The organism is Oceanisphaera psychrotolerans (assembly GCF_001870485.1).
GTDB classification, from domain to species: Bacteria; Pseudomonadota; Gammaproteobacteria; order Enterobacterales; family Aeromonadaceae; genus Oceanimonas; species Oceanimonas psychrotolerans.
The window spans coordinates 78,837-98,657 of sequence record NZ_MDKE01000005.1 but is presented as its reverse complement, the minus strand read 5'-3'; the positions used below and the strand labels follow the sequence as shown (position 1 = coordinate 98,657).

Genomic DNA, 19,821 nt, shown 5'->3' with positions numbered 1-19,821 from the left:
CCGCCGCTATCCTGCAGGCTGGTCAGGGTTACCACCCGGTTACTGGTGCTCGGAGTATTGCTGTTGTTCTGGTAACTCATGCCGTCAATCAGCGTCTCGGCCGAGGCCGTCGACAGGGTGCCGCCGGTCAGCAACAAAGTGGCGGTGGTGCCGCTGACACTGACGCTGTAGCTGAGGCTATTGCTCGCCGTGCTGCCATTGGTGCCGTGGGTCAGCACGATGGCGGTACCATCGACGTTGAGGCGCTCGTTACTGCCGTCGGTGACGTTACTCACGGTAAAGCTCAGGCCGCTGATGGTCTGACCGGCCTCGACAGTATTGATGTCGGTGCCGCTGAACAGGCCGGCCGCGCTGCCGCCCTCGGTGAAAGTCGGGGCGCTGGCGGTGGCGGTCAGGGTCGGCTCGTCGTTAACAGCGGTAATGGCTACCGTCACCGTACCACTGCCTGTGAGCAGCCCCCCGGTACCTTGCTCTCCCACATTGCCATCAGCGAAACGCCAGTCAAGCTGTACCGAAGCTGGCGGGGTATCGGAATCGTTTGTATAGGCAATCTGACGCATGGCCTCATTGACCAGGCTCTGTGTGGCGTTGCCATTGAAAGAAAACGTCAAAGTACCGCCGGAACAAACGGTGATTGTACCTATGACAGTACCGTTGACCGTCAGGTCGTCTCCCTCCACTAAGACACCAAGCGTACCTGTGGCCGAGAAGTGATCCTCCGCACTGACACCGCCATTGCGCTCAATGGTCAGGGTAGCGCCGGCATAATTGCCGTCATCCAACTCAGCATCGGAAATCTCGACATCATTATCGAGCACGACAGCACCGCCATCTTCGGTGAAATTGACCATCCCCCCCAGCGTTTCGCCACTGAGGTTTATATTAAGGGAGCCATCGCTGTTGTAATGGGCCACCGCAATATCGTCATTGCTGCCATTATGGGCACTGCCGACCAGCACCAGGGCGCCATTATCCAGCAGAGTCATAGCAGATACATAATTATTGGCGTTGCCTACGTCCGTATTGATCTGACCGCTATTGCCAAACGTGCTATCCAGCGATCCGCTGCTGGTAAAGCGTGCCATCACAAAATCGACTCCATTACCGGATATCGACTTGTTGCCGGCAACCAATATCGAGCCATCACTCTGGACGGCCACATCTTTGACCTCAGACCAATCAAGAGCAGTATTGGTTACCACTCCGTTAGTTCCGAAACCTGTATCCAACACCCCAGCCTCGGTAAAGCGCACCAGCGCTACCGACTCGGTTGTAATCATGGTCTTGGTCATCCAGTCCATGTAGTTGCTTTCGGCATAACCGGCGACGACTATCTTGCCATCATCTTGTAGCGCAAGGGACGGCACCGACAGGCTGCCGCCGGTCGCCATGCCCGACGCGGTGACAATGCCATCCCCTCCACCGAAAGTGCTATCCAGCACGCCATTATCGTTGTAGCGCAACACCAGTATATCTGTGCCGTTTGCAACACCGGCCACGACTATCTTGCCATCCGGCTGATGGACAAGACGATAGGCATATTCAGTCGAACTGCCGCTTACGTCGGTTGTCACCAGCCCACCGCTGCCGAAGCTGCTATCGAGCTCACCGGTCGCCGTTAATTGCGCAACAACCACCCGACTGTGCCCGGAGATGGCAATCACAATATTGCCGTCGTGTTCGGAGACACTCCAGCTAGCCTCACTGGTACCGCCCGCATCGATCACCACCACGCCGGCATTGCCGAAACTACTGTCCAGCGAACCGTCGCTGTTGTAACGCAACACGACCACATCGCTGTTACCATTACTCACCTGGGTTTTTCCGGAAACTAGGATTTTTCCGTCACCCTGTACCGTTACGCTATAACCAAAATCATCACCGGCCTCGGTACCATTCGCCGTATTGCCCAGATCCGAAGCGCTGATCCCGGTCCGCACATAACCGTTACCGTCACCAAAACCGGTATCAAGCGAACCATTACTGTTGTAGCGCACCAAGACGATATCATCATCGCTGCCATTCCAGCTGTAACCGGCCACCAGCAATTTGCCGTCGGATTGCGATACCACGCTGTAACCACGGTCAATACCGTCTCCGATGGCCGTTTGGTTGGTGGGGGGCAGAGGCAGACCAAAATTCGGCGCATCGTTAACCGAGTTCACCGTGATTGCGGCATTATCCGTATTTACGGAAAGAGTCCCTTCACCACCGCTATTACCGTCTATGGTCAGGTAATTGCCGGCACGGCTACGGCTTTTGTCCCAGGCATAAAAAGTGATGCCTTCGGTAACTGTGCCGTTAAAGTCGGTATCGGCGAAAAAGCGAATACTGTCGGTGCTGTCCAACAACAATGCTTTTCCGACATTACTGCCGGAGAAATCAAAGGCCGTCCAGGCACCTGAACCGACTTTGTATTGCCAGGTACCATTGCTGTTATCCACGACACTGACAGCAATAGCTTCCACTACATCGCCATCGATATCAGTCATGGAGCCGTCTGCAACAATATCGGCAACCGAGGTACCCAGGTTATCAGCTGCCGGCAGATCTTCGTCGATGCTGAGCAATGCCAGCTCGGGCGTGGTATCCAGTATCGGGGCATCGTTAACCGCGCCGACATTTAACTCATAGGATATATCTGCGCTGTATGTCTCGCCGTCATACCCTTGCCAGTTAAAACCATCTTCACCGTTGAAGTTTTCATCGGGCGTATAGGTCAGCAAATCGTATTGCGCACTGGTAATCACCTGCTCCACAGTGACCGTAGTCCCGGAAAGAGTCAGTGAGCCGTTGGTGGGCAAGGAAGTGATTTTCACCTGTGACAATACGCTACCGCCCGACTTGAAAGCATCGGCAGCAAAGGTATAGGTCTGATCTTCTTCTACGTCGCCGGAGCCAGCCAGAATGGCAGAGTATTCCATGGCGGCAGGTATGATCTCCTGCACCCAGGCATTGTTATATTGCCCACCTTCGGTGCCGGCATTATAAAAATCAAACCCCATATAGATAACGTAGCCGGAGCCATGCTCAATAACGGCAACCGCCGCCTGAGTATCAGTACCATACATGGTGGTAAAATTCTCGACTGATCCCTTATTGATGCCGTCCGTAGCCGAGGGAGCATCCAGGTAGCTTGCCTCCACATTTTCAAACGGCGTGCCGGCGGCATTGGCATCGTTCTTGTACATCTGGGAAGAAGCAGAAACACTACTCAGATCCCAATCGAAAATCAGATTAAGGAAATCGGCATCTTTCGAACCACTGGTGCCGGTCATCATGATCACGCCCCCCTCATTTACCCAGTCACGGAAAATAGTGCGGGCAGACTCGGGAAAGAAAGAGGTATCTGTCGGACTCTGTCTCTCCATGTCGGTCATAAAGAAGAAACCGCTGGCCGCCAGTTTGTCTGCCAGATCAGGGTCGGTAAAGCTGGTAATCGAGGTATCCAGGGTATAGTTGGCACCAGCATCGATTTGCGCCTGTACAATACTGGTCAGATTGGCATTTTCATCGCTCGGCTGGGAACCGCTGCCGTTCAGTCCCGGGTAACTGAACACCGACACCTGCACCGGCTCCGCCAGCACCCCACTATAAGGCTGGACATTCAGTCCTTCGGTTTCAATATCACCCTGTCTGTGCTCCAGCTGCCAATCACCACCCAGCACCTGAGCACCGGTGAGATCGTCCGAGGCCGCCACATCGGCGCCGGTGGCCGTTGCCAAAGCAGTAATAAACGCCTGTCCCTCAGTCGTCGCCACATTGCAACCATAAACCAGCAGATCCCCGTTTTCCGTCAGAGCCTGACCAACCTGATTCAGCGCCTCGCTGTGATCTGCCAGGTTGGCATTGCTGAGGACCACCGAGCCCAGACTCAGCTCGCCGCTGCTGCCATGACTAAGAATATGGATCGCATCATACCCCGAGTTCTGCTGCGCCCACACGGCCAGCTGTGCCAAGCCATCCTGGCTGCCGTCAAGCAGTTGCACCTCGATACCGGCACCAATGCCGTCGACCAGGGTCTGGTAGTCTTCCACGCTGCTGTCGATAAAGGCCACTTCCTTGCGGCCGTTGTTCTGGCTGGGGTCGGCCGCTTGAATCTGGGTCGGCGCCAGCGCCAGGTCACCCTCGCTGAAATGCACGGCCTGGTCCGGGGCGGGTTGATGCACCGGGTCCTGCTGAAAGGCCACATCGGTGGTCATGTCGACGGCGGTGGCCACGGCGGCACCATCAAGCAAGATGCGTGATTCAAGGGCGGTAATCAGCGGCTTGCGACGAAATCCGGGGGAGGTCTTGGCGTTATCTTGCTTGTTCATGGCATCGGTCCCTGGTCGGCAGCGGGCATCCTGTGGCACCCGGCACAAAATATAATGGGGTTACTCTGCGCTGGGCGCAGTGAAATAGGCGGTGGCACTCATGCCCGGCATCAGCTCAGCCGAGGGCGCCAGCTCGGCGCGCAGCAGCAGGGTCTGACTGACCGGATCAATCGCCGGGCTGACGGCAATGATGCTCGCCTCGACTCTGGCACCGGTCTCATCTATCTGCAGCATCAGCGAGGCCGAGGGCCGCAGCCAGCTCAGCCAGGTGGCGGGCACCACCACTTCGGCCTCCAGCCGCTGGTCGGCGACGATTTCGATCAGCTCCTGCTGCTGGCGAATGTTTTCATGCTGGTTGACCAGCACCGTCACCACCTTGCCGTCGTAGGGGGCCTTGATCTGGCAACGTTGGGTGTTGATCCTGGCAATATTCAGCTCGGCCTGGGTCTGGGCGTATTCCGACTGGGCCAGGGCCACATCCAGGCTGCCGATGGAGCGCAGTTCGTTCAGTTGCCGGGCATTATCCAGCTTGATCCCGGCGGCCTTGTTTTCTGCCGCCACCTTGCTGGCCTGCGCTTCATACAGGGCACAATCCAGTCCGACCAGCAGCTCACCCCGCTTGAAACTTGCTCCGGGCCGTTTCGGCAGGCTGGTGACCCGGGCAGCCAGCTCGCCGGACAACACCGCCCGGTCCCAGGCGTTGATCACGGCCCGGGCCTTGTACTCTTCGGCCTGGGCCGGCAACGCCGGCAATAGCAGGGCCGTCAGCAGCAGCCCCTTGTTCCAGAATGGTGTTATCAACTCATGTCACCCGTGCTTGCAGACGCTGTGCTGTTGGCCTGTGCCTGTTCGTTCTCGGCACTCTCTGCCGCAGAGGGAGCCACCGGCTCCACCAGGTCACCGCGCTGCCATCGGGCAAACCGTTCGCCAATGGTATCGGCCAGCTCATCCACGCTGCTGGCGGCGTAATCTTCCGGCAACAAATCCATACCCATGGTCACAAAGATCCGGCCATAGCTGTTTTGCAGATCGGCATAGGCCACATCACGGCGCAACTCGGCCAGCAGGGTATTGAGCGATTCACGGATCAAGTCCAGTTCGGAGGTCCGTTTCATGCGCGCGGCATTGACGGTTTGCTCATTGATGCGGCTGGCCACGTCCAGATAGCGGTCGGCCAGATCAAACGACTTGCGTGACTCGTTATAGCGGATCCGGGCCAGGTGCACCTGAGTCAGCACCGCCATGGATGAGGCCAGACGCTGTTCTTCGGCAAGCGCTTCACGGGTCTTGGCCATGCGGCGCTCGGCGCCCACCTTGAACACGTCGAACAGGTTCCAGCTGACCTGAGCGCCCAGGCTGGTCCAGTCCTGATTGAGCAGATAGTCACTGTTGTCGTAATAGGCGCCCGCGTTGAGGCTGATACCCGGCAGCATTTTCAGGATGGCGGCGCGGGTATCGGCGGCGGAGATGCGCTGCTGGTAATAGGTTTCCACCAGCTCGGGGCGCTGGCTCAGCGCCAGCTCTTCCATGGTTGCCAGCTCTACCGTCAGCTCGGGCACACGGAAGTCAGGTGAGCCAACATCGGCCAGCTCGAATACCGTACCGGGTTTCAGTCCCATCAGCCCGGCCAGCTCCGTTTTGGCGTTGGACAGATCCTGCTTCACCGACTGCAGCGAGCGCAACACATCGAGCAGTTCGCGCTGATAATAAAGCGCCTCCATCGGGGAGCGCAGCTGCAGCAACTCGACCTGGCGCGAATCGTCGAGGGCAGCTGAGGCCTGCTCGATCAGCGGCCCGATTTTCTGCAGCAGTCGCTCGGCCGACACCGCCCGCCAGTAGGCGCCGCGTACATCCTGGGTAATGTTGTGGGTGACCTTGCGCTCCCGCTCCTTCGCAATCAGGTAACGGTCTGCATGTTGCTTGGCACGCACATAGGACAGACCGAAGTCGAGTACATTCCAGCTCAGGGCCAGATCGTAGGTGGAGCGCTGTTTATCCTGAGAAATAGAGTAGGAAGGATTGGAACCCAGTGGACCGGGCTGACCGTCCTGAAATGCCACGCTGGCCGAGGCGGCATAGTTGCTACGCTCGGAATAGCCGGCAGAGGCGGCAAGGCTGGGCAGCATCTCGTGCTGAACCAGATCAATCTGGCCCTGCTCCATGGCCGACTCCAGTGCCTTCAGCTTCTTGTCCCGGTTGTTGCGCACCGCCCGGGCGATGGCATCTTCCAGTCCGATACTGTCCAGGACCTGATCTTGCTCCTGTGCGAGCAGCGTCATGTCTGCCTGTACCGTTGCGCTGACGTTATCAGGAGAAATCGTTTCTGGAGTGACGGCACAGCCAGTAATGGCCAACACCATTGATGAGGCAAGCAGGGTCTTCTTGAACATGTATCAATCTCTTAATTTTCAGATGGAATAAGTATCCACTTTGATACCGTCACCGATAAAAGTAACGAGGGTCGGAGAGCATACGCACCTCACCGTTTTTTAAATAAAATCGGGGAGGTGAAGCAAGGAAGGTCTGCGAAACACCGGCTGGGCACGGGGCCTAATCCGAGGAAGAAATCATCTGAAACGACCATCATCACTGCGTTATCTTCCATGAATAACCACAATCAAAATGCGAGCTTAAAAGCGTCAGTGGATGCTAGCAGCGTTAGACTTTAGTATCAAATGAAAACCTTCGAAAGTTAAACCATTATCGGTAACTTGGCCACTAAAAGTGAACAATATGCTCCATATGGGGCCAAGTTGGTTTCACTTTCTTCAGGGCATCAAGGGCCGGCGGATAAAGGTCTCGTGATTACATTCCAGGCAGCTGATCAGCACCTCCGGATGAGTCACTTCGTGGGAATGGGCGCACAGGGTGCAGTCATAGAGGCCCGGGCCCACCACTTCTCCGGCCCGGTATTCGCCGTGATGCTCCAGCTCGCTGGCCAGCTCCCGCCATTCGAGCTGGCTCTTGTCGGTGATGTCGGCCAGCCAGCCCCACACGGTTTCCTTGATCCGGCGATAGAACAGGCTGTCACGAAATTCGTCGCCGCTGTCTTCCATTTCCGCCAGATCCCGCTTCACGTACTGGGCGATCAGCGCCAGCTCGTCTTTGGTCAGATCGCCGGCCGCCTCCATATAGGCCTGGGTGGTTTCCACCATTTCCCTGATGGTGGTGTCTTCGGTCTGCTGCCAGCGGCGATGCAATTCCTCGACGAAGGCGTCGTAGCCCTTTTTATGTTTTTGTTCGTTATTGTTCATCTTCCCCCCTTGGATACCAAGCCCTGGCGGTGCGGCTATTGTTGCCCTCCCCCCCCTGGGGTATTCTATGGCGATTTATCGCCACGGTTTTTCACCCATTTCACAGATCCGGATGTCACTAATGCAAGAGCAATACATTCCCCAGAACATCGAGCCCGAAGTGCAACGCTTGTGGGCGGAGCAGCAGACCTTCAAGGCCACAGAACAGCCGGGCAAAGACAAGTTCTACTGCCTGTCCATGTTCCCCTACCCCTCGGGTCGACTGCACATGGGGCATGTACGTAACTACACCATAGGTGACGTTATCTCCCGCTACCAACGGCTGCAGGGGAAAAATGTGCTGCAGCCCATCGGCTGGGACGCCTTCGGCCTGCCGGCGGAAAATGCCGCCATCAACAACAAGACGGCACCGGCGCCCTGGACCTATGAAAACATCGACTACATGAAGAACCAGCTCAAGCGGCTGGGCTTCGGTTACGACTGGGATCGGGAGCTGGCCACCTGTACCCCCGAATATTACCGCTGGGAGCAGTGGTTCTTCACCAAGCTGTATGAGAAAGGTCTGGTCTACAAGAAGACCTCTTCCGTCAACTGGTGCCCCAACGACGAAACCGTGCTCGCCAACGAGCAGGTCAACGATGGCTGCTGCTGGCGCTGCGACACCCCGGTGGAACAGAAAGAAATCCCCCAGTGGTTCATCAAGATCACCGAGTACGCCGACGAGCTGCTCAGCGATATCGACAACCTGGAAGAATGGCCCGAGCAGGTCAAGACCATGCAGCGCAACTGGATTGGCCGTAGCGAAGGGGTCACCCTGAGCTTTGCGGTGGCCGACCAGCAACAGTCTTTCGAGGTCTACACCACCCGCCCCGATACCCTGTTCGGCGTGACCTATGTCGGCATCGCCGCCGGTCACCCGCTCGCCGCCCAGGCGGCCGAGCATAATCCGGAACTGGCCGCCTTCATCGACGAATGCAAGCACCACAAGGTGGCCGAAGCCGAAATGGCCACCATGGAGAAAAAGGGCATGGCCACCGGTCTGTACGCGGTACACCCGCTGACCGGCAAACAGGTGCCCATCTGGGTCGCCAACTTCGTGCTGATGGATTACGGCTCCGGCGCCGTAATGGCGGTCCCCGCCCACGATCAGCGCGACTACGAGTTCGCCACCCAGTACGGTCTGGACATCATGCCGGTGATCCGGCCCGCCGATGGCAGCGAGCCGGATATCTCCGAGGCCGCCTTCACCGAAAAAGGCGTCTTGTTCAACTCCGGTGAGTTCGACGGGCTCGACTTCGAACAGGCGTTCGATGCCATCGCCGATGCGTTGATTGCCAAGGATCTCGGTCGCCGCACCGTCAACTTCCGCCTGCGCGACTGGGGCGTGAGCCGCCAGCGTTACTGGGGAGCCCCCATCCCGATGCTGAATCTGGAAGACGGTTCCGTGGTGGGCGCACCGGAAGAGACCCTGCCGGTACTGCTGCCGGAAGACGTGGTGATGGACGGTATCCAGAGCCCGATCAAGGCCGATCCCGAGTGGGCCAAAACCAGCTACAACGGCCAGCCGGCACGGCGCGAAACCGACACCTTCGACACCTTCATGGAGTCGTCCTGGTACTATGCCCGCTACTGCAGCCCGGATTACGATCAGGGCATGCTGGACGTGGAAAAGGCCAACTACTGGCTGCCGGTGGATCAGTATATCGGCGGCATCGAGCACGCATGTATGCACCTGCTGTACGCCCGTTTCTTCCACAAGCTGCTGCGCGACACCGGCCTTGTCGAGTCCGACGAGCCGTTCAAGCGTCTGCTGTGCCAGGGCATGGTGCTGGCCGATGCCTTCTACCATACCGACGACAAAGGCGCCCGCACCTGGGTCAGCCCGCTGGATGTGACTCTGGAGCGGGACGAAAAGGGCCGGGTCAAACGCGCCCTGGATAAAGAGGGCCGCGAGCTGGTGCACACCGGCATGACCAAGATGTCCAAGTCCAAGAACAACGGCATCGACCCGCAGGTGATGGTCGACAAGTACGGCGCCGACACCGTGCGTCTGTTCATGATGTTCGCCTCGCCCGCCGACATGACCCTGGAATGGTCCGATTCCGGCGTGGAAGGCGCGCTGCGCTTCCTCAAGCGCCTGTGGAAACTGGTGTTCGAGCACCAGGCGCTGGGGGCGCCGGAAGCACTGAACCTGGCGGCACTGAACAACGAACAGAAAGCCCTGCGCCGGGATGTGCACAAGACCATCGCCAAGGTGAGCGACGATGTGGGTCGTCGCCAGACCTTCAATACCGCCATTGCCGCCATCATGGAGCTGATGAACAAGCTGGCCAAGGTCGACATGCTGATGCCCAGAATCGCGCCCTGCTGCAGGAAGCACTGGAAGCGGTGACCATCATGCTGCATCCGATTGCGCCCCACACCTGTTTCGAACTGTGGCGTGCCCTGGGCCAGAGCGACATCGACCACGCCCGCTGGCCGGAAGCCGATGCCGATGCCCTGGTGGAAGACGAGAAGCTGGTGGTGGTGCAGGTCAACGGCAAGGTACGCGGTAAAATCACCGTGGCCGCCGATGCGACTCAGGAGGCGGTAGAAGCCGCCGGCCAGGCCGACGACAACGTGGCGCGTCACCTGGATGGCAAGACCATCCGCAAGGTGATCTACGTGCCCGGCAAACTGCTGAACATCGTCGCCAACTAAGAAACCTGAGGGGTGAGGAGTCGGGCGTGAGGAATTACATCTCACTCCTCACGCTTCGCCCCTCATTTCGACGCTTTTAAAGGAGTTTTCATGCTCACTCGAATCAAGGCAGGAATACTGCTCGTGCTGACCTTGCTGCTGGCCGGTTGCGGCTTTCAGCTCCGGGGCGGCGACAACCTGCCCCCTGAACTGCAACGACTGGCATTGGTCGGCGACGACAAGACCCAGTTCTACCGGCTGGTCTCGGCCCGGCTGCAACGTGCCGGCGTACAGCTGGTCGAACCGGACGCCCTCACCCCGATACTGACCATAGCGCCCCTGACGCAAAGCAACAGCGTCGCCTCGGTCAATACCAGCGTCGAAGCGCTCGAATACGCGACCCGTTTCAGTACCCGCTTTACCATCGACATCCCCGAGCAGCCACGCCAGGTGTTTAACGTCACCTTCAACCGCAGCTTCCTCGATAAATCCGAGCAGGCGCTGGCATCGAGCCGCGAACAACAGCAACTGCGCGAGCAGATGGAAATCGAAGCCGCCAAACAGATCATACGTCAGCTCAATCGTCTGTCGTTCTGATGCGCCTCTACCCGGAACAACTGCCGCAGCATCTGCAGGCCGGGCTGGCTCCCTGTTACTTCATTTATGGTGACGAGCCGCTGCTGAAGCAGGAAACGCTAGACACCCTGCGTCAGGCCGCCCGTACCCTGGGCTTCGACGAACGTCATCGGTTCGATGCCGACGAGGGGCTGGACTGGGACGGTATTTTCGCGGCCAGCCAGTCCATGAGCCTGTTCAGCCAGCGGCAGATCATCGAGCTGCATCTGCCGGACAAGCTCGACAAGACCGGCTCGGATCGACTGCGCGAATTGCTGGGGCAGTGCCACGGCGATTTACTGCTGTTGCTCACCGGCCCCCGCCTGAACCAGCAGCAGCAAAAGAGCGCCTGGTTCAAGGCGCTGGCGGCGGCTGGTCCCCAGGTGCCGGTTTTTACCCCGGATGCCCGCCATTTTCCCCGCTGGCTGGCGCAACGGCTGCACCATCATGGCATGAGCGCCGACCCCGAGGCCCTGCACTGGCTGGCCTATGCCTTTGAAGGCAACCTGCTGGCGGTGGCGGGCGAAATTGAAAAACTGGCGTTGCAGGCCCTGCCGCAGCCGTTGACGCTGGCATTGCTGCAGCAACAGGTACAGCCCCACCATCAGTTCAATCCCTTCCAGCTGTTCGACCCCCTGTTGCAGGGCAAGGTCAAACGCGCCTGCCGTATCCTGCTGCAGCTGCGCCAGGAAGGAGTGGAAGCCGGCATGTTGTGCCATCTGCTGGCCCGGGAGCTGAACACCCTGCAACAACTGCAGCTGGGTTTGCAGGGCGGTCAGTCGTTTCATCAACTTGCCGGGGCGCTGCATGTCTGGTCCAGCCGGCAACCACTGATGCAGGCGGCGCTGGGACGATTGCCGCTGGAAAAACTGCAACAGCTGCAGGCCATGCTGGCCGCCGCCGACCGTGCCGTTGCCGCCTTCGATGACGACGAGGCCTGGCGCTGGCTCTACAGCCTCTGCGTCGGCTTTCTTGACAATCAACCTCTGGCCATCAATCCATGACCAAAGCCATCGGCCTGCTGGGCGGCACCTTCGACCCCATTCATATCGGCCATCTGCGCCCCGCCATTCATATTCTGGAACGGCTGGAACTGGCCGAAGTTCGGCTGTTGCCCAATTATATCCCCCCCCACAGAGCCACCCCCGACAGCGCGCCGGAACACCGGCTGGCCATGGTCCGGCTGGCGACCGCACAGACCCCGGGGCTGACTCTGGACGATAGGGAGCTCAGACGAAACCGCCCGTCCTACACCATCGAGACCCTGATCGAGTTGCGTCAGGAACTGCCCGACACACCGTTGTGTTTTCTGATGGGTATGGACTCCCTGTGCAGCCTCGACCGCTGGCATCGCTGGCAGGAGCTGCTCGACCATGCCCACCTGGTGGTCAGTCACCGACCCGGCTGGCGTCCCGACTTCAATCCCGCCGTCACCGCGCTCTACCAACGCCACGGCACCCAGGACAGCGAGCAACTGCATCGTCGCCCGAGTGGTTGTATCTACCTGTTCGACAATCCGGAACTGGACATTTCTTCCACCCAGATCCGTGACTGTATCCGGAACGGGAACAATGCCCAGTATTTGTTGCCTGAACCGGTCGCGGACTATATTCGAGACAAGGGACTCTATCAGAGGCCCGTGTTATAATCCGCCTTCACGTAGAATTGAGGAGACCCTCCCTTGCAAGGTCAAGAACTGCACGCCTTTATTGTCGACAAGCTCGACGATCTCAAAGCCCGCGATATCCAGGTTCTGGACGTCAGCGGTAAATCCAGCATCACCGACTGCATGATCGTCTGCTCCGGTAACTCCAGCCGTCATGTCAACTCCATCGCCGAACATCTGGCCACCGAAGCCAGACACGCCGGCCTGAACCTGCTGAGTGTGGAAGGCAAAGACGCCGGCGAATGGGTGCTGGTCGATCTGGGCGACGTCATCGTGCATGTGATGCAGGAAGAAACCCGCGATTTTTACCAGCTCGAAAAACTCTGGGGTGGCAACAGCGTCGGAGCCGTGGCCTGATGAAATTGCAACTGGTGGCGGTCGGCACCAAGATGCCGGCCTGGGTAACCGCCGGTTTTCAGGAATATCAACGACGCTTCCCCCGGGATCTGCCACTCGAACTGGTCGAGATTGCCGCCGGTAAACGGGGCAAGAATGCCGATATCGACCGTATTCTGCAACGCGAAGGCGAGCAGATGCTGGCGGCCGTGTCCAAATCGGCGCGTATCGTCACCCTCGATATTCCGGGCCGTCCCTGGACCACCGAGCAACTGGCCGGCGAACTCACCCGCTGGCAGCTCGACGGTCGGGATGTAGCCATCCTGATCGGCGGCCCCGAAGGGCTGTCACCCGCCTGCAAGGCTGCTGCCGAGCAGTCCTGGTCGCTGTCGCCACTGACCCTGCCCCATCCGCTGGTGCGCGTGGTCGCTGCCGAAAGCCTGTACCGGGCCTGGAGCATCAATAACAACCATCCCTATCACCGAGAGTAAGCATGGCAAAAGGTCGGGTAAAGATGCGCGATCACGGCGCCGAATCATCCCTGTACTGGCGCCGGGCGGTGATTGCGTTTATGGGCATCGTGCTGCTGATGGGGATATTGTTCGCCAATCTGTATCACCTGCAGATCAACCAGCACCAGATTTATCAGACCCGCTCCAACGATAACCGCATCAAGGTGGTGCCCATCGCCCCGACCCGAGGCCTGATCTACGATCGCAACGGCGTGCTGCTGGCGGAAAACCGCCCCATCTACAGCCTGGAGATCACGCCCGAGCAATCCGAAGATCTTGACGCCACCGTCGACGAGCTGATAGCGCTGCTCGATCTCGATCCCGAAATCAAAGCCCGCTTTCTGGCCGACGTGCGCCGCCAGCGCCGCTTTAACCCCGTGGTACTGGTCAACCGCCTGAGCGAAGAGCAGGTTGCGCTGTTCAGCGTCAATCAGCACCAGTATCCGGGTGCCTCCATCGAGGCCTACCTCAAGCGCTTTTATCCCTACCGGGACACCTTCACCCATGTGATCGGCTATGTGGCGCGCATCAACGACAAGGACGTGGCACGGCTGCGGGAAGACAACAAGCTGCCCAATTATGCCGCCACCCGGGACATCGGCAAGCTGGGAGTGGAGCGTTATTACGAGGATCTGCTCCACGGCCAGGCCGGTTACCAGGAAGTCGAAGTCAACAACCGCGGCCGGGTGATCCGCACCCTCAAGTATCAGCCCCCGATACCGGGCAGTGACATCTACCTCAACGTGGACGTGGCTCTGCAGCAGCAGGCACAGCAACTGATGGCCGGTCGCCGGGGGGCGGCCGTAATCATGACCCCGAAAGACGGCAAGATACTGTCGCTGGTATCGAGCCCCAGCTACGATCCCAACCTGTTCGTGCACGGTATCAGCGGCCCGGAATACCGGGATCTGCTGCACAACCCGGATCGCCCGCTGATCAACCGGGCCAGCCAGGGCATCTATGCGCCGGCCTCTACCGTCAAGCCGCTGTTGGCAGTGATGGGTCTGAACGAAGGCGCCATTACCCCCAACACCCGCTTCTTCGGTGGCCCCTTTTTCCAGATCCCCAATACCAGCCGCAAATTTCGCGACTGGCGCCGCTGGGGCCACGGCTGGATGGATGTTTACCGGGCCATCGAAATCTCCGCCGATACCTTTTTCTATGATCTCGCCTACCGGGTGGGCATAGATAATCTGAACGACTACATGACCCGCTTCGGGTTTGGCCAGTTTTCCGGGGTCGATCTGCACGAAGAAGCCAGCGGCACCATGCCCTCCCGCGACTGGAAGCAGGCGCGCCACAAACAGCCCTGGTATCAGGGAGACACCATTTCGGTCGGCATCGGCCAGGGCTACTGGACCGCCACCCCACTGCAATTGGCCCGGGCGACCGCCATCATGACGGATCATGGCGAAACCATTCATCCCCGACTGCTGCACGGCATTGCCGGGCCCGATGGCATGATTGCCATGCCGGTCAGCAAGGGCGAACCCATCAAGCTGAAACAGGACAGCTTCTGGAACGTCGGCCTCGCCGGCATGTATCGGGTGATTAACGGCCGGGAAGGCACCGCTCGCCGGGCCTTTGCCGATACCCCCTACAAGGCCGGCGGCAAGTCCGGTACCGCCCAGGTGTTCAGCCTGGCCGAAAATCAGCAGTATGATCACGCCAACACCAAGGAGCACCTGCGCGACAATGCCCTGTTCGTGGCTTTTGCCCCCTTCGATAAGCCGGAAGTCGTGGTCTCGGTGGTGCTGGAAAACGCCGGTGGTGGCAGCTCCTACGCCGCCCCCGTCGCCCGGGCCCTGCTCGATCTCTACATGATCCCCGAGCCACTCCAGAACACAGAAGGCGAGAAACAGGATAATGAATAAACATAAGCGTCGTCGCTCGTTATGGGAAATTCTGCATCTGGACTGGCCCCTGCTGCTGGCCCTGCTGATCCTGCTCGGTGCCAGCCTGGCCATTCTCTATTCCGCCTCCGGCGAAAGCCTGGACTCCCTGACTCGCCAGGGCACGCGCATCGGGCTGTCGCTGGTGGTGATGATGGTACTGGCGCAGTTGCCTCCCGGCTTTTACAGCCGCTGGGCGCCACCGGTGTTTATTCTGGGGGTGATACTGCTGATGCTGGTACTGCTGGTGGGGGATATCGGCAAGGGCGCCCAGCGCTGGCTGGAGCTGGGTTCTTTCCGTTTCCAGCCTTCGGAAATTATGAAGCTGGTGATGCCGATGACGATAGCCGCCTATATCAGCCGCTATCCGCTGCCGCCCAGCCTGCTGCATGTGTTTATCGCGCTGGGGCTGGTGCTGTTCCCCACCCTGCTGATCGCCAAACAACCGGATCTGGGCACTTCTCTGCTGGTGGCAGCCTCCGGTTTCTTCGTCATTTTTCTGGCCGGCATGTCCTGGCGACTGATCCTGGCCGCCGTCGTCGCCATCGCCGCCTTTTTGCCGGCATTGTGGTTTTTTCTGATGCACGACTATCAGAAACGACGGGTTCTGACTCTGATCAATCCGGAAAGCGATCCCCTCGCGCCGGTTATCATATCATCCAGTCCAAGATCGCCATCGGCTCGGGCGGCTCTGGGGCAAGGGCTGGCTGCAGGGCACCCAGTCTCAACTGGAGTTTTTGCCCGAACGCCATACCGACTTTATTTTTGCGGTACTGAGCGAGGAGTTCGGCCTGGTTGGCGTCTGCCTGCTGATGCTGCTCTATCTCTTTATCATCGGCCGTGGCCTTTATATCTCGATGCAGGCCCAGGGCGCCTTTCCCCGCCTGCTCGGCGGCGCCCTGACCCTGACCTTTTTCGTGTATGTGTTCGTCAACATCGGCATGGTCAGCGGCCTGTTGCCGGTGGTGGGAGTACCGCTGCCGTTAATCAGTTATGGGGGGACCTCCATGGTGACACTGATGGCCGGATTTGGCATCCTGATGTCCGTGCATACTCATAAGCGCCTGTTGGCCAAATAAAAGGATTACCGAATGCGTCTAGCTCTTCTTTCTGCCGCCTTGCTGTTGACCACCTCGGTAACGGCCGCGGAGCTTGATCCGGAGCAACAGCAATGGCTCGACGAGCTGGCCGGAAAGTTCGAACTGCCCGTCGCCGAGCTGAACGATGCCATGGCGCAAGCCACTTATCAGCTGTCGATTATCGATGCCATGACGCGGCCGGCAGAGGCCAAGCCCTGGCATCAGTACCGGTCCATCTTTCTGACCGACAAGCGGCTGCAGCAGGGTCTGGCGTTCTGGCAGCAACACGCCGAATTGCTGGCCCGGGCCGAGCAGGAACTGCAGGTGCCGGCACAAATCATCACCGCCATCATCGGGGTCGAAACCTTCTACGGCGCCCACATGGGCAGCCACAAGGTGCTGGATGCGCTGTACACCCTGGGTTTTCATTATCCCCCCCGGGGCGAGTTCTTCCGTTCGGAGTTCGCCAATTACCTGCAACTGGCCAAAGAACAGGGCTGGTCGCTGGATGAGCAGAAAGGCTCCTACGCCGGTGCCATGGGCATGGGTCAGTTCATTTCCTCCAGCTACCGCCACTATGCCATCGACTTCGACGGTAACGACGAGCGCAACCTGTTCCAGCCGGTGGATGCCATCGGCAGCGTCGCCAACTATTTTCATCAGCATAAATGGCAACTGGGGGACGATGTCGCCTACCCGGCCCGGGTGACCGATACCGTCGCCGCCGACGCCTTGCTGAGCCCGGCACTGGAGCTGAGTCACAGCTGGGCCGAGCTGGCCACCGCCGGCGTGTTGGTGGAGCAGGAACTGGATGCGGATACCCCGGTCAAACTGATCCGTCTGGACGGGGTTGAAGGCCCGGAATATTGGGTGGTACGACATAACTTTTACGTGATTACCCGTTATAATCGCAGCCCTCTGTACGCCATGGCGGTCTATCAACTCAGTGAACAGCTCAAGCAGGCCCATGAACAGTCTCTCTAAATCCGTTTTGCCGCTGGCCCTGCTCGGGCTCGCCGCCTGCAGCTCTGCCCCCGAGCAGGCCAGGGCAAGAATCAGGACGATGCCTACGATCGGGAAACCGCCGGTGGCCGCTACAGCCTGCGCCAGGACAAGCCGCCCGGAAAGGCTCCTAATCTGGATCACGTCAAGGACGCGGTACCTCGTTATGAGCCCTATACCCGCCAGGGCAACAAGAATTACAATGTCTGGGGCCAGGATTACGAGGTATGGCAGGAGGTGGAAAACTACCAGGACGAGGGCATGGCCTCCTGGTACGGCGCCAAGTTTCATGGTTACCATACCTCCAACGGCGAGGTATATGACATGTACACCATGACCGCCGCCCACAAGAACCTGCCGCTGCCTTCCTTTGTACGCGTCACCAACAAGGAAAACGGCAAGCAGGTAATAGTGCGGGTCAATGATCGCGGCCCCTTCCACGACGGTCGGGTGATCGACCTGTCCTATGCCGCCGCCTACAAACTGGGCATGCTCAATACCGGTACGGCACCGGTCAGGGTAGAGCTGATCAAGGTGGCCCCCAGCGGCAATGAACGTCGTCTGGCCCAGGTGGCCGATGGCCGGCATATCCAGCTGCTGGCCACCCGTTCCGCCGACAAGGCCAAGGAACTTGCTGCCCGCCTGAGCAAAGAGTATGGTTTCCCCGCCCGGGTTGAGCGCCAGTCGGAATGGTACCGTCTGCAGATGGGACCCATTCCGGCCAACAAAACACAAGATACCCTGACCCGACTGCTTGCCGAAGGCTATGCTCAGGCGTATTTTCTGAACTAATCGGTTTTATTTTTCATCTTGCACCGGCAGCTATTGCCTATTTATACAGGGATCCAACAGACGTTATGCGAATGGTTACAACTCTCTCCCCCTTATTGCTCGCCGCCTTTGTATCCTTTTCCGGTCAGGCGCAGACCCAGGCTCCCATGATCCCCGAGGCCCCGGCCATCGCCGCCAAATCCTATGTATTGATGGATTATGCCAGTGGCCAGGTACTGGTTTCTCACCAGGCCGACGAAAAACTGCCGCCGGCAAGCCTGACCAAGATGATGACCTCCTACATTCTGGGTCAGGCCCTGCAGGAAGGTAAGGTCAAGCGGGAAGACATGGTCACCGTGAGCGAGGCGGCCTGGGCCCAGAACTTCCCCGGCTCCTCGGTGATGTTTCTGGAAGTCGGCAAGCAGGTCAGCATCGAGCAGCTGAACAAGGGCATCATCATTCAGTCCGGCAACGATGCCACCGTGGCCGTGGCCGAACACCTGGCCGGCAGCGTCAACTCCTTCGCCGACCTGATGAATGCCTGGGCGGCTCGTCTGGGCATGAACGACAGCCACTTCGTGACCCCGCACGGCCTGCACAGCGAAGACATGTACACCACCGCCTACGACATGGCGCTGCTGGGCCAGGCGCTGATCCGCGATGTGCCGGAAGAATATAAAATCTATTCCGAAAAATCCTTTAACTATAACGGCATTACCCAGCACAACCGCAACTCGCTGCTGTGGGACCAGTCGCTGAATGTAGACGGCATCAAGACCGGCCACGTGGAAGCCGTGGGTTACAACCTGGTGTCTTCCGCCACCAAGGAAGACATGCGCCTGATTGCCGTGGTGATGGGGGCGTCCAACGAACGGATGCGCGCTTCCGAGAGCAAGAAACTGCTGACCTACGGCTTCCGCTTCTATCAGACCGTGACTCCTTATCAGGCGGGCAGCAAGCTGATGGATCAGCGGATCTGGATGGGTGACAAAGACACCGTCGCCCTTGGCGTGGAAAAGACTGTCGCGGTCACCATTCCCCGCGGCCAGGCTCAAAGCCTGCAGGCCGACTTTACCCTCGACAAGGCATTGAAGGCCCCGCTGGCCAAAGGGGAGCAAGTGGGCACCCTGCACCTCAAGCTGGCCGACAAGGATGTCATGACCATACCGCTGGTGGCGCTGGAAGACATTGAACAGGGTGGGCTGTTCAGCCGCCTGATCGACTATATCAAGCTGCTGATCCAGGGAATGTTTAACTGACCGAGCCCGGTGATACTCAGCCAGCAGCCGGGAGAATAAACGCTCCCGGCTTTTTCATGGCCGTCGCGCCTCCGTCACTTGTCGGTTTCGAAACCGGCGGTTTTATGATAAAAATGTGAATCAGGTTATGGAACAATGTCCATCAGCCCCGAATACCGCACGTTGTAAAGGTTGCCATGAATACCAAATTTGATGAGTTACTCGACTTTCCCTGTCGTTTCCCGTTCAAGATACTGGGCCTGGCCGATGAGCGCCTGCCCGACTTGGTGGTGGAAGTGCTGCAACAGCATGTCCCCGGTGATTACAGTCCTCAGGTCCGTCCCAGCAGCAAAGGCACTTATCACGCCGTCAGCGTGCAGGTCACGGTGCACAGCAAAGAGCAGGTTGAATTGCTGTATCAAAAGCTGGGTGAGCTGGATCTGGTCAAGTACGTACTCTAG

14 protein-coding genes and 2 pseudogenes are annotated in these 19,821 nt (G+C 58.9%); 12 read left to right on the top strand and 4 right to left on the bottom strand.

Translation table 11 applies throughout. From position 1 onward, the window contains the following. From BFR47_RS02345 to BFR47_RS02330, 4 genes are all read right to left on the bottom strand, one after another. Positions 1–4,316: DUF4347 domain-containing protein (locus BFR47_RS02345; protein WP_071471576.1), on the bottom strand; the 4,316-nt coding region annotated here is incomplete at its 3' end. Positions 4,317–4,376: 60 nt separating this feature from the next. Beyond that, positions 4,377–5,117 (bottom strand): efflux RND transporter periplasmic adaptor subunit, encoded by a 741-nt coding sequence (locus BFR47_RS02340; protein ID WP_083398975.1) that lies wholly within the window; start codon positions 5,115–5,117, stop codon positions 4,377–4,379. Further along, on the bottom strand, positions 5,114–6,706 hold the full coding sequence (locus BFR47_RS02335; RefSeq protein WP_083398974.1) for a TolC family protein: 1,593 nt from the start codon (positions 6,704–6,706) through the stop codon (positions 5,114–5,116). The genes BFR47_RS02340 and BFR47_RS02335 overlap by 4 nt, the downstream gene beginning before the upstream one ends. A 378-nt stretch (positions 6,707–7,084) precedes the next feature. Continuing rightward, positions 7,085–7,570 (bottom strand): zinc ribbon-containing protein, encoded by a 486-nt coding sequence (locus BFR47_RS02330; RefSeq protein ID WP_071471575.1) that lies wholly within the window; start codon positions 7,568–7,570, stop codon positions 7,085–7,087. A 121-nt stretch (positions 7,571–7,691) separates the two neighbouring features. Here BFR47_RS02330 and leuS point away from each other — a divergent pair. The 12 genes and pseudogenes from leuS to ybeD all read left to right on the top strand — a co-directional run bounded on the left by leuS (position 7,692) and on the right by ybeD (position 19,821). Further along, positions 7,692–10,270: pseudogene (gene leuS / locus BFR47_RS02325) on the top strand (leucine--tRNA ligase). Positions 10,271–10,360: 90 nt separating this feature from the next. Continuing rightward, complete coding sequence (locus BFR47_RS02320) at positions 10,361–10,846, top strand: LPS-assembly lipoprotein LptE (protein WP_071471574.1); 486 nt, start codon at positions 10,361–10,363, stop codon at positions 10,844–10,846. After that, positions 10,846–11,868 carry a DNA polymerase III subunit delta gene (gene holA, locus BFR47_RS02315; protein ID WP_071471573.1) on the top strand — a complete coding sequence of 341 codons (1,023 nt, stop codon included), beginning with the start codon at positions 10,846–10,848 and terminating at the stop codon, positions 11,866–11,868. Before BFR47_RS02320 ends, holA begins: the two co-directional genes overlap by 1 nt. Beyond that, positions 11,865–12,512 (top strand): nicotinate-nucleotide adenylyltransferase, encoded by a 648-nt coding sequence (nadD, locus tag BFR47_RS02310; protein ID WP_071471572.1) that lies wholly within the window; start codon positions 11,865–11,867, stop codon positions 12,510–12,512. The genes holA and nadD overlap by 4 nt, the downstream gene beginning before the upstream one ends. 33 nt (positions 12,513–12,545) lie before the next feature. Then, positions 12,546–12,887: a ribosome silencing factor gene (gene rsfS / locus BFR47_RS02305; RefSeq protein ID WP_071471571.1), complete on the top strand. Its 342-nt coding sequence runs from the start codon at positions 12,546–12,548 to the stop codon at positions 12,885–12,887. Continuing rightward, on the top strand, positions 12,887–13,357 hold the full coding sequence (gene rlmH / locus BFR47_RS02300; RefSeq protein WP_071471570.1) for a 23S rRNA (pseudouridine(1915)-N(3))-methyltransferase RlmH: 471 nt from the start codon (positions 12,887–12,889) through the stop codon (positions 13,355–13,357). Before rsfS ends, rlmH begins: the two co-directional genes overlap by 1 nt. Before the next feature lie 2 nt (positions 13,358–13,359). Continuing rightward, positions 13,360–15,252, top strand: a complete 1,893-nt coding sequence (mrdA, locus tag BFR47_RS02295; protein WP_071471569.1) for a penicillin-binding protein 2 — start codon at positions 13,360–13,362, stop codon at positions 15,250–15,252. Positions 15,253–15,307: 55 nt separating this feature from the next. Next, positions 15,308–16,349 (top strand): annotated as a pseudogene (rodA, locus tag BFR47_RS19250) (rod shape-determining protein RodA). A gap of 12 nt (positions 16,350–16,361) precedes the next feature. Next, the gene (mltB, locus tag BFR47_RS02285; protein WP_071471568.1) at positions 16,362–17,333 is read left to right on the top strand and encodes a lytic murein transglycosylase B; all 972 of its coding nucleotides are present in this window, start codon (positions 16,362–16,364) and stop codon (positions 17,331–17,333) included. 255 nt (positions 17,334–17,588) lie between these two features. After that, entirely contained in the window at positions 17,589–18,143 is a 555-nt protein-coding gene (locus tag BFR47_RS02280; RefSeq protein WP_281245921.1) for a septal ring lytic transglycosylase RlpA family protein, read from the top strand. A gap of 71 nt (positions 18,144–18,214) precedes the next feature. Further along, complete coding sequence (locus BFR47_RS02275) at positions 18,215–19,381, top strand: serine hydrolase (protein ID WP_071471567.1); 1,167 nt, start codon at positions 18,215–18,217, stop codon at positions 19,379–19,381. Between the two features lie 176 nt (positions 19,382–19,557). Next, on the top strand, positions 19,558–19,821 hold the full coding sequence (gene ybeD, locus BFR47_RS02270; RefSeq protein WP_071471566.1) for a DUF493 family protein YbeD: 264 nt from the start codon (positions 19,558–19,560) through the stop codon (positions 19,819–19,821).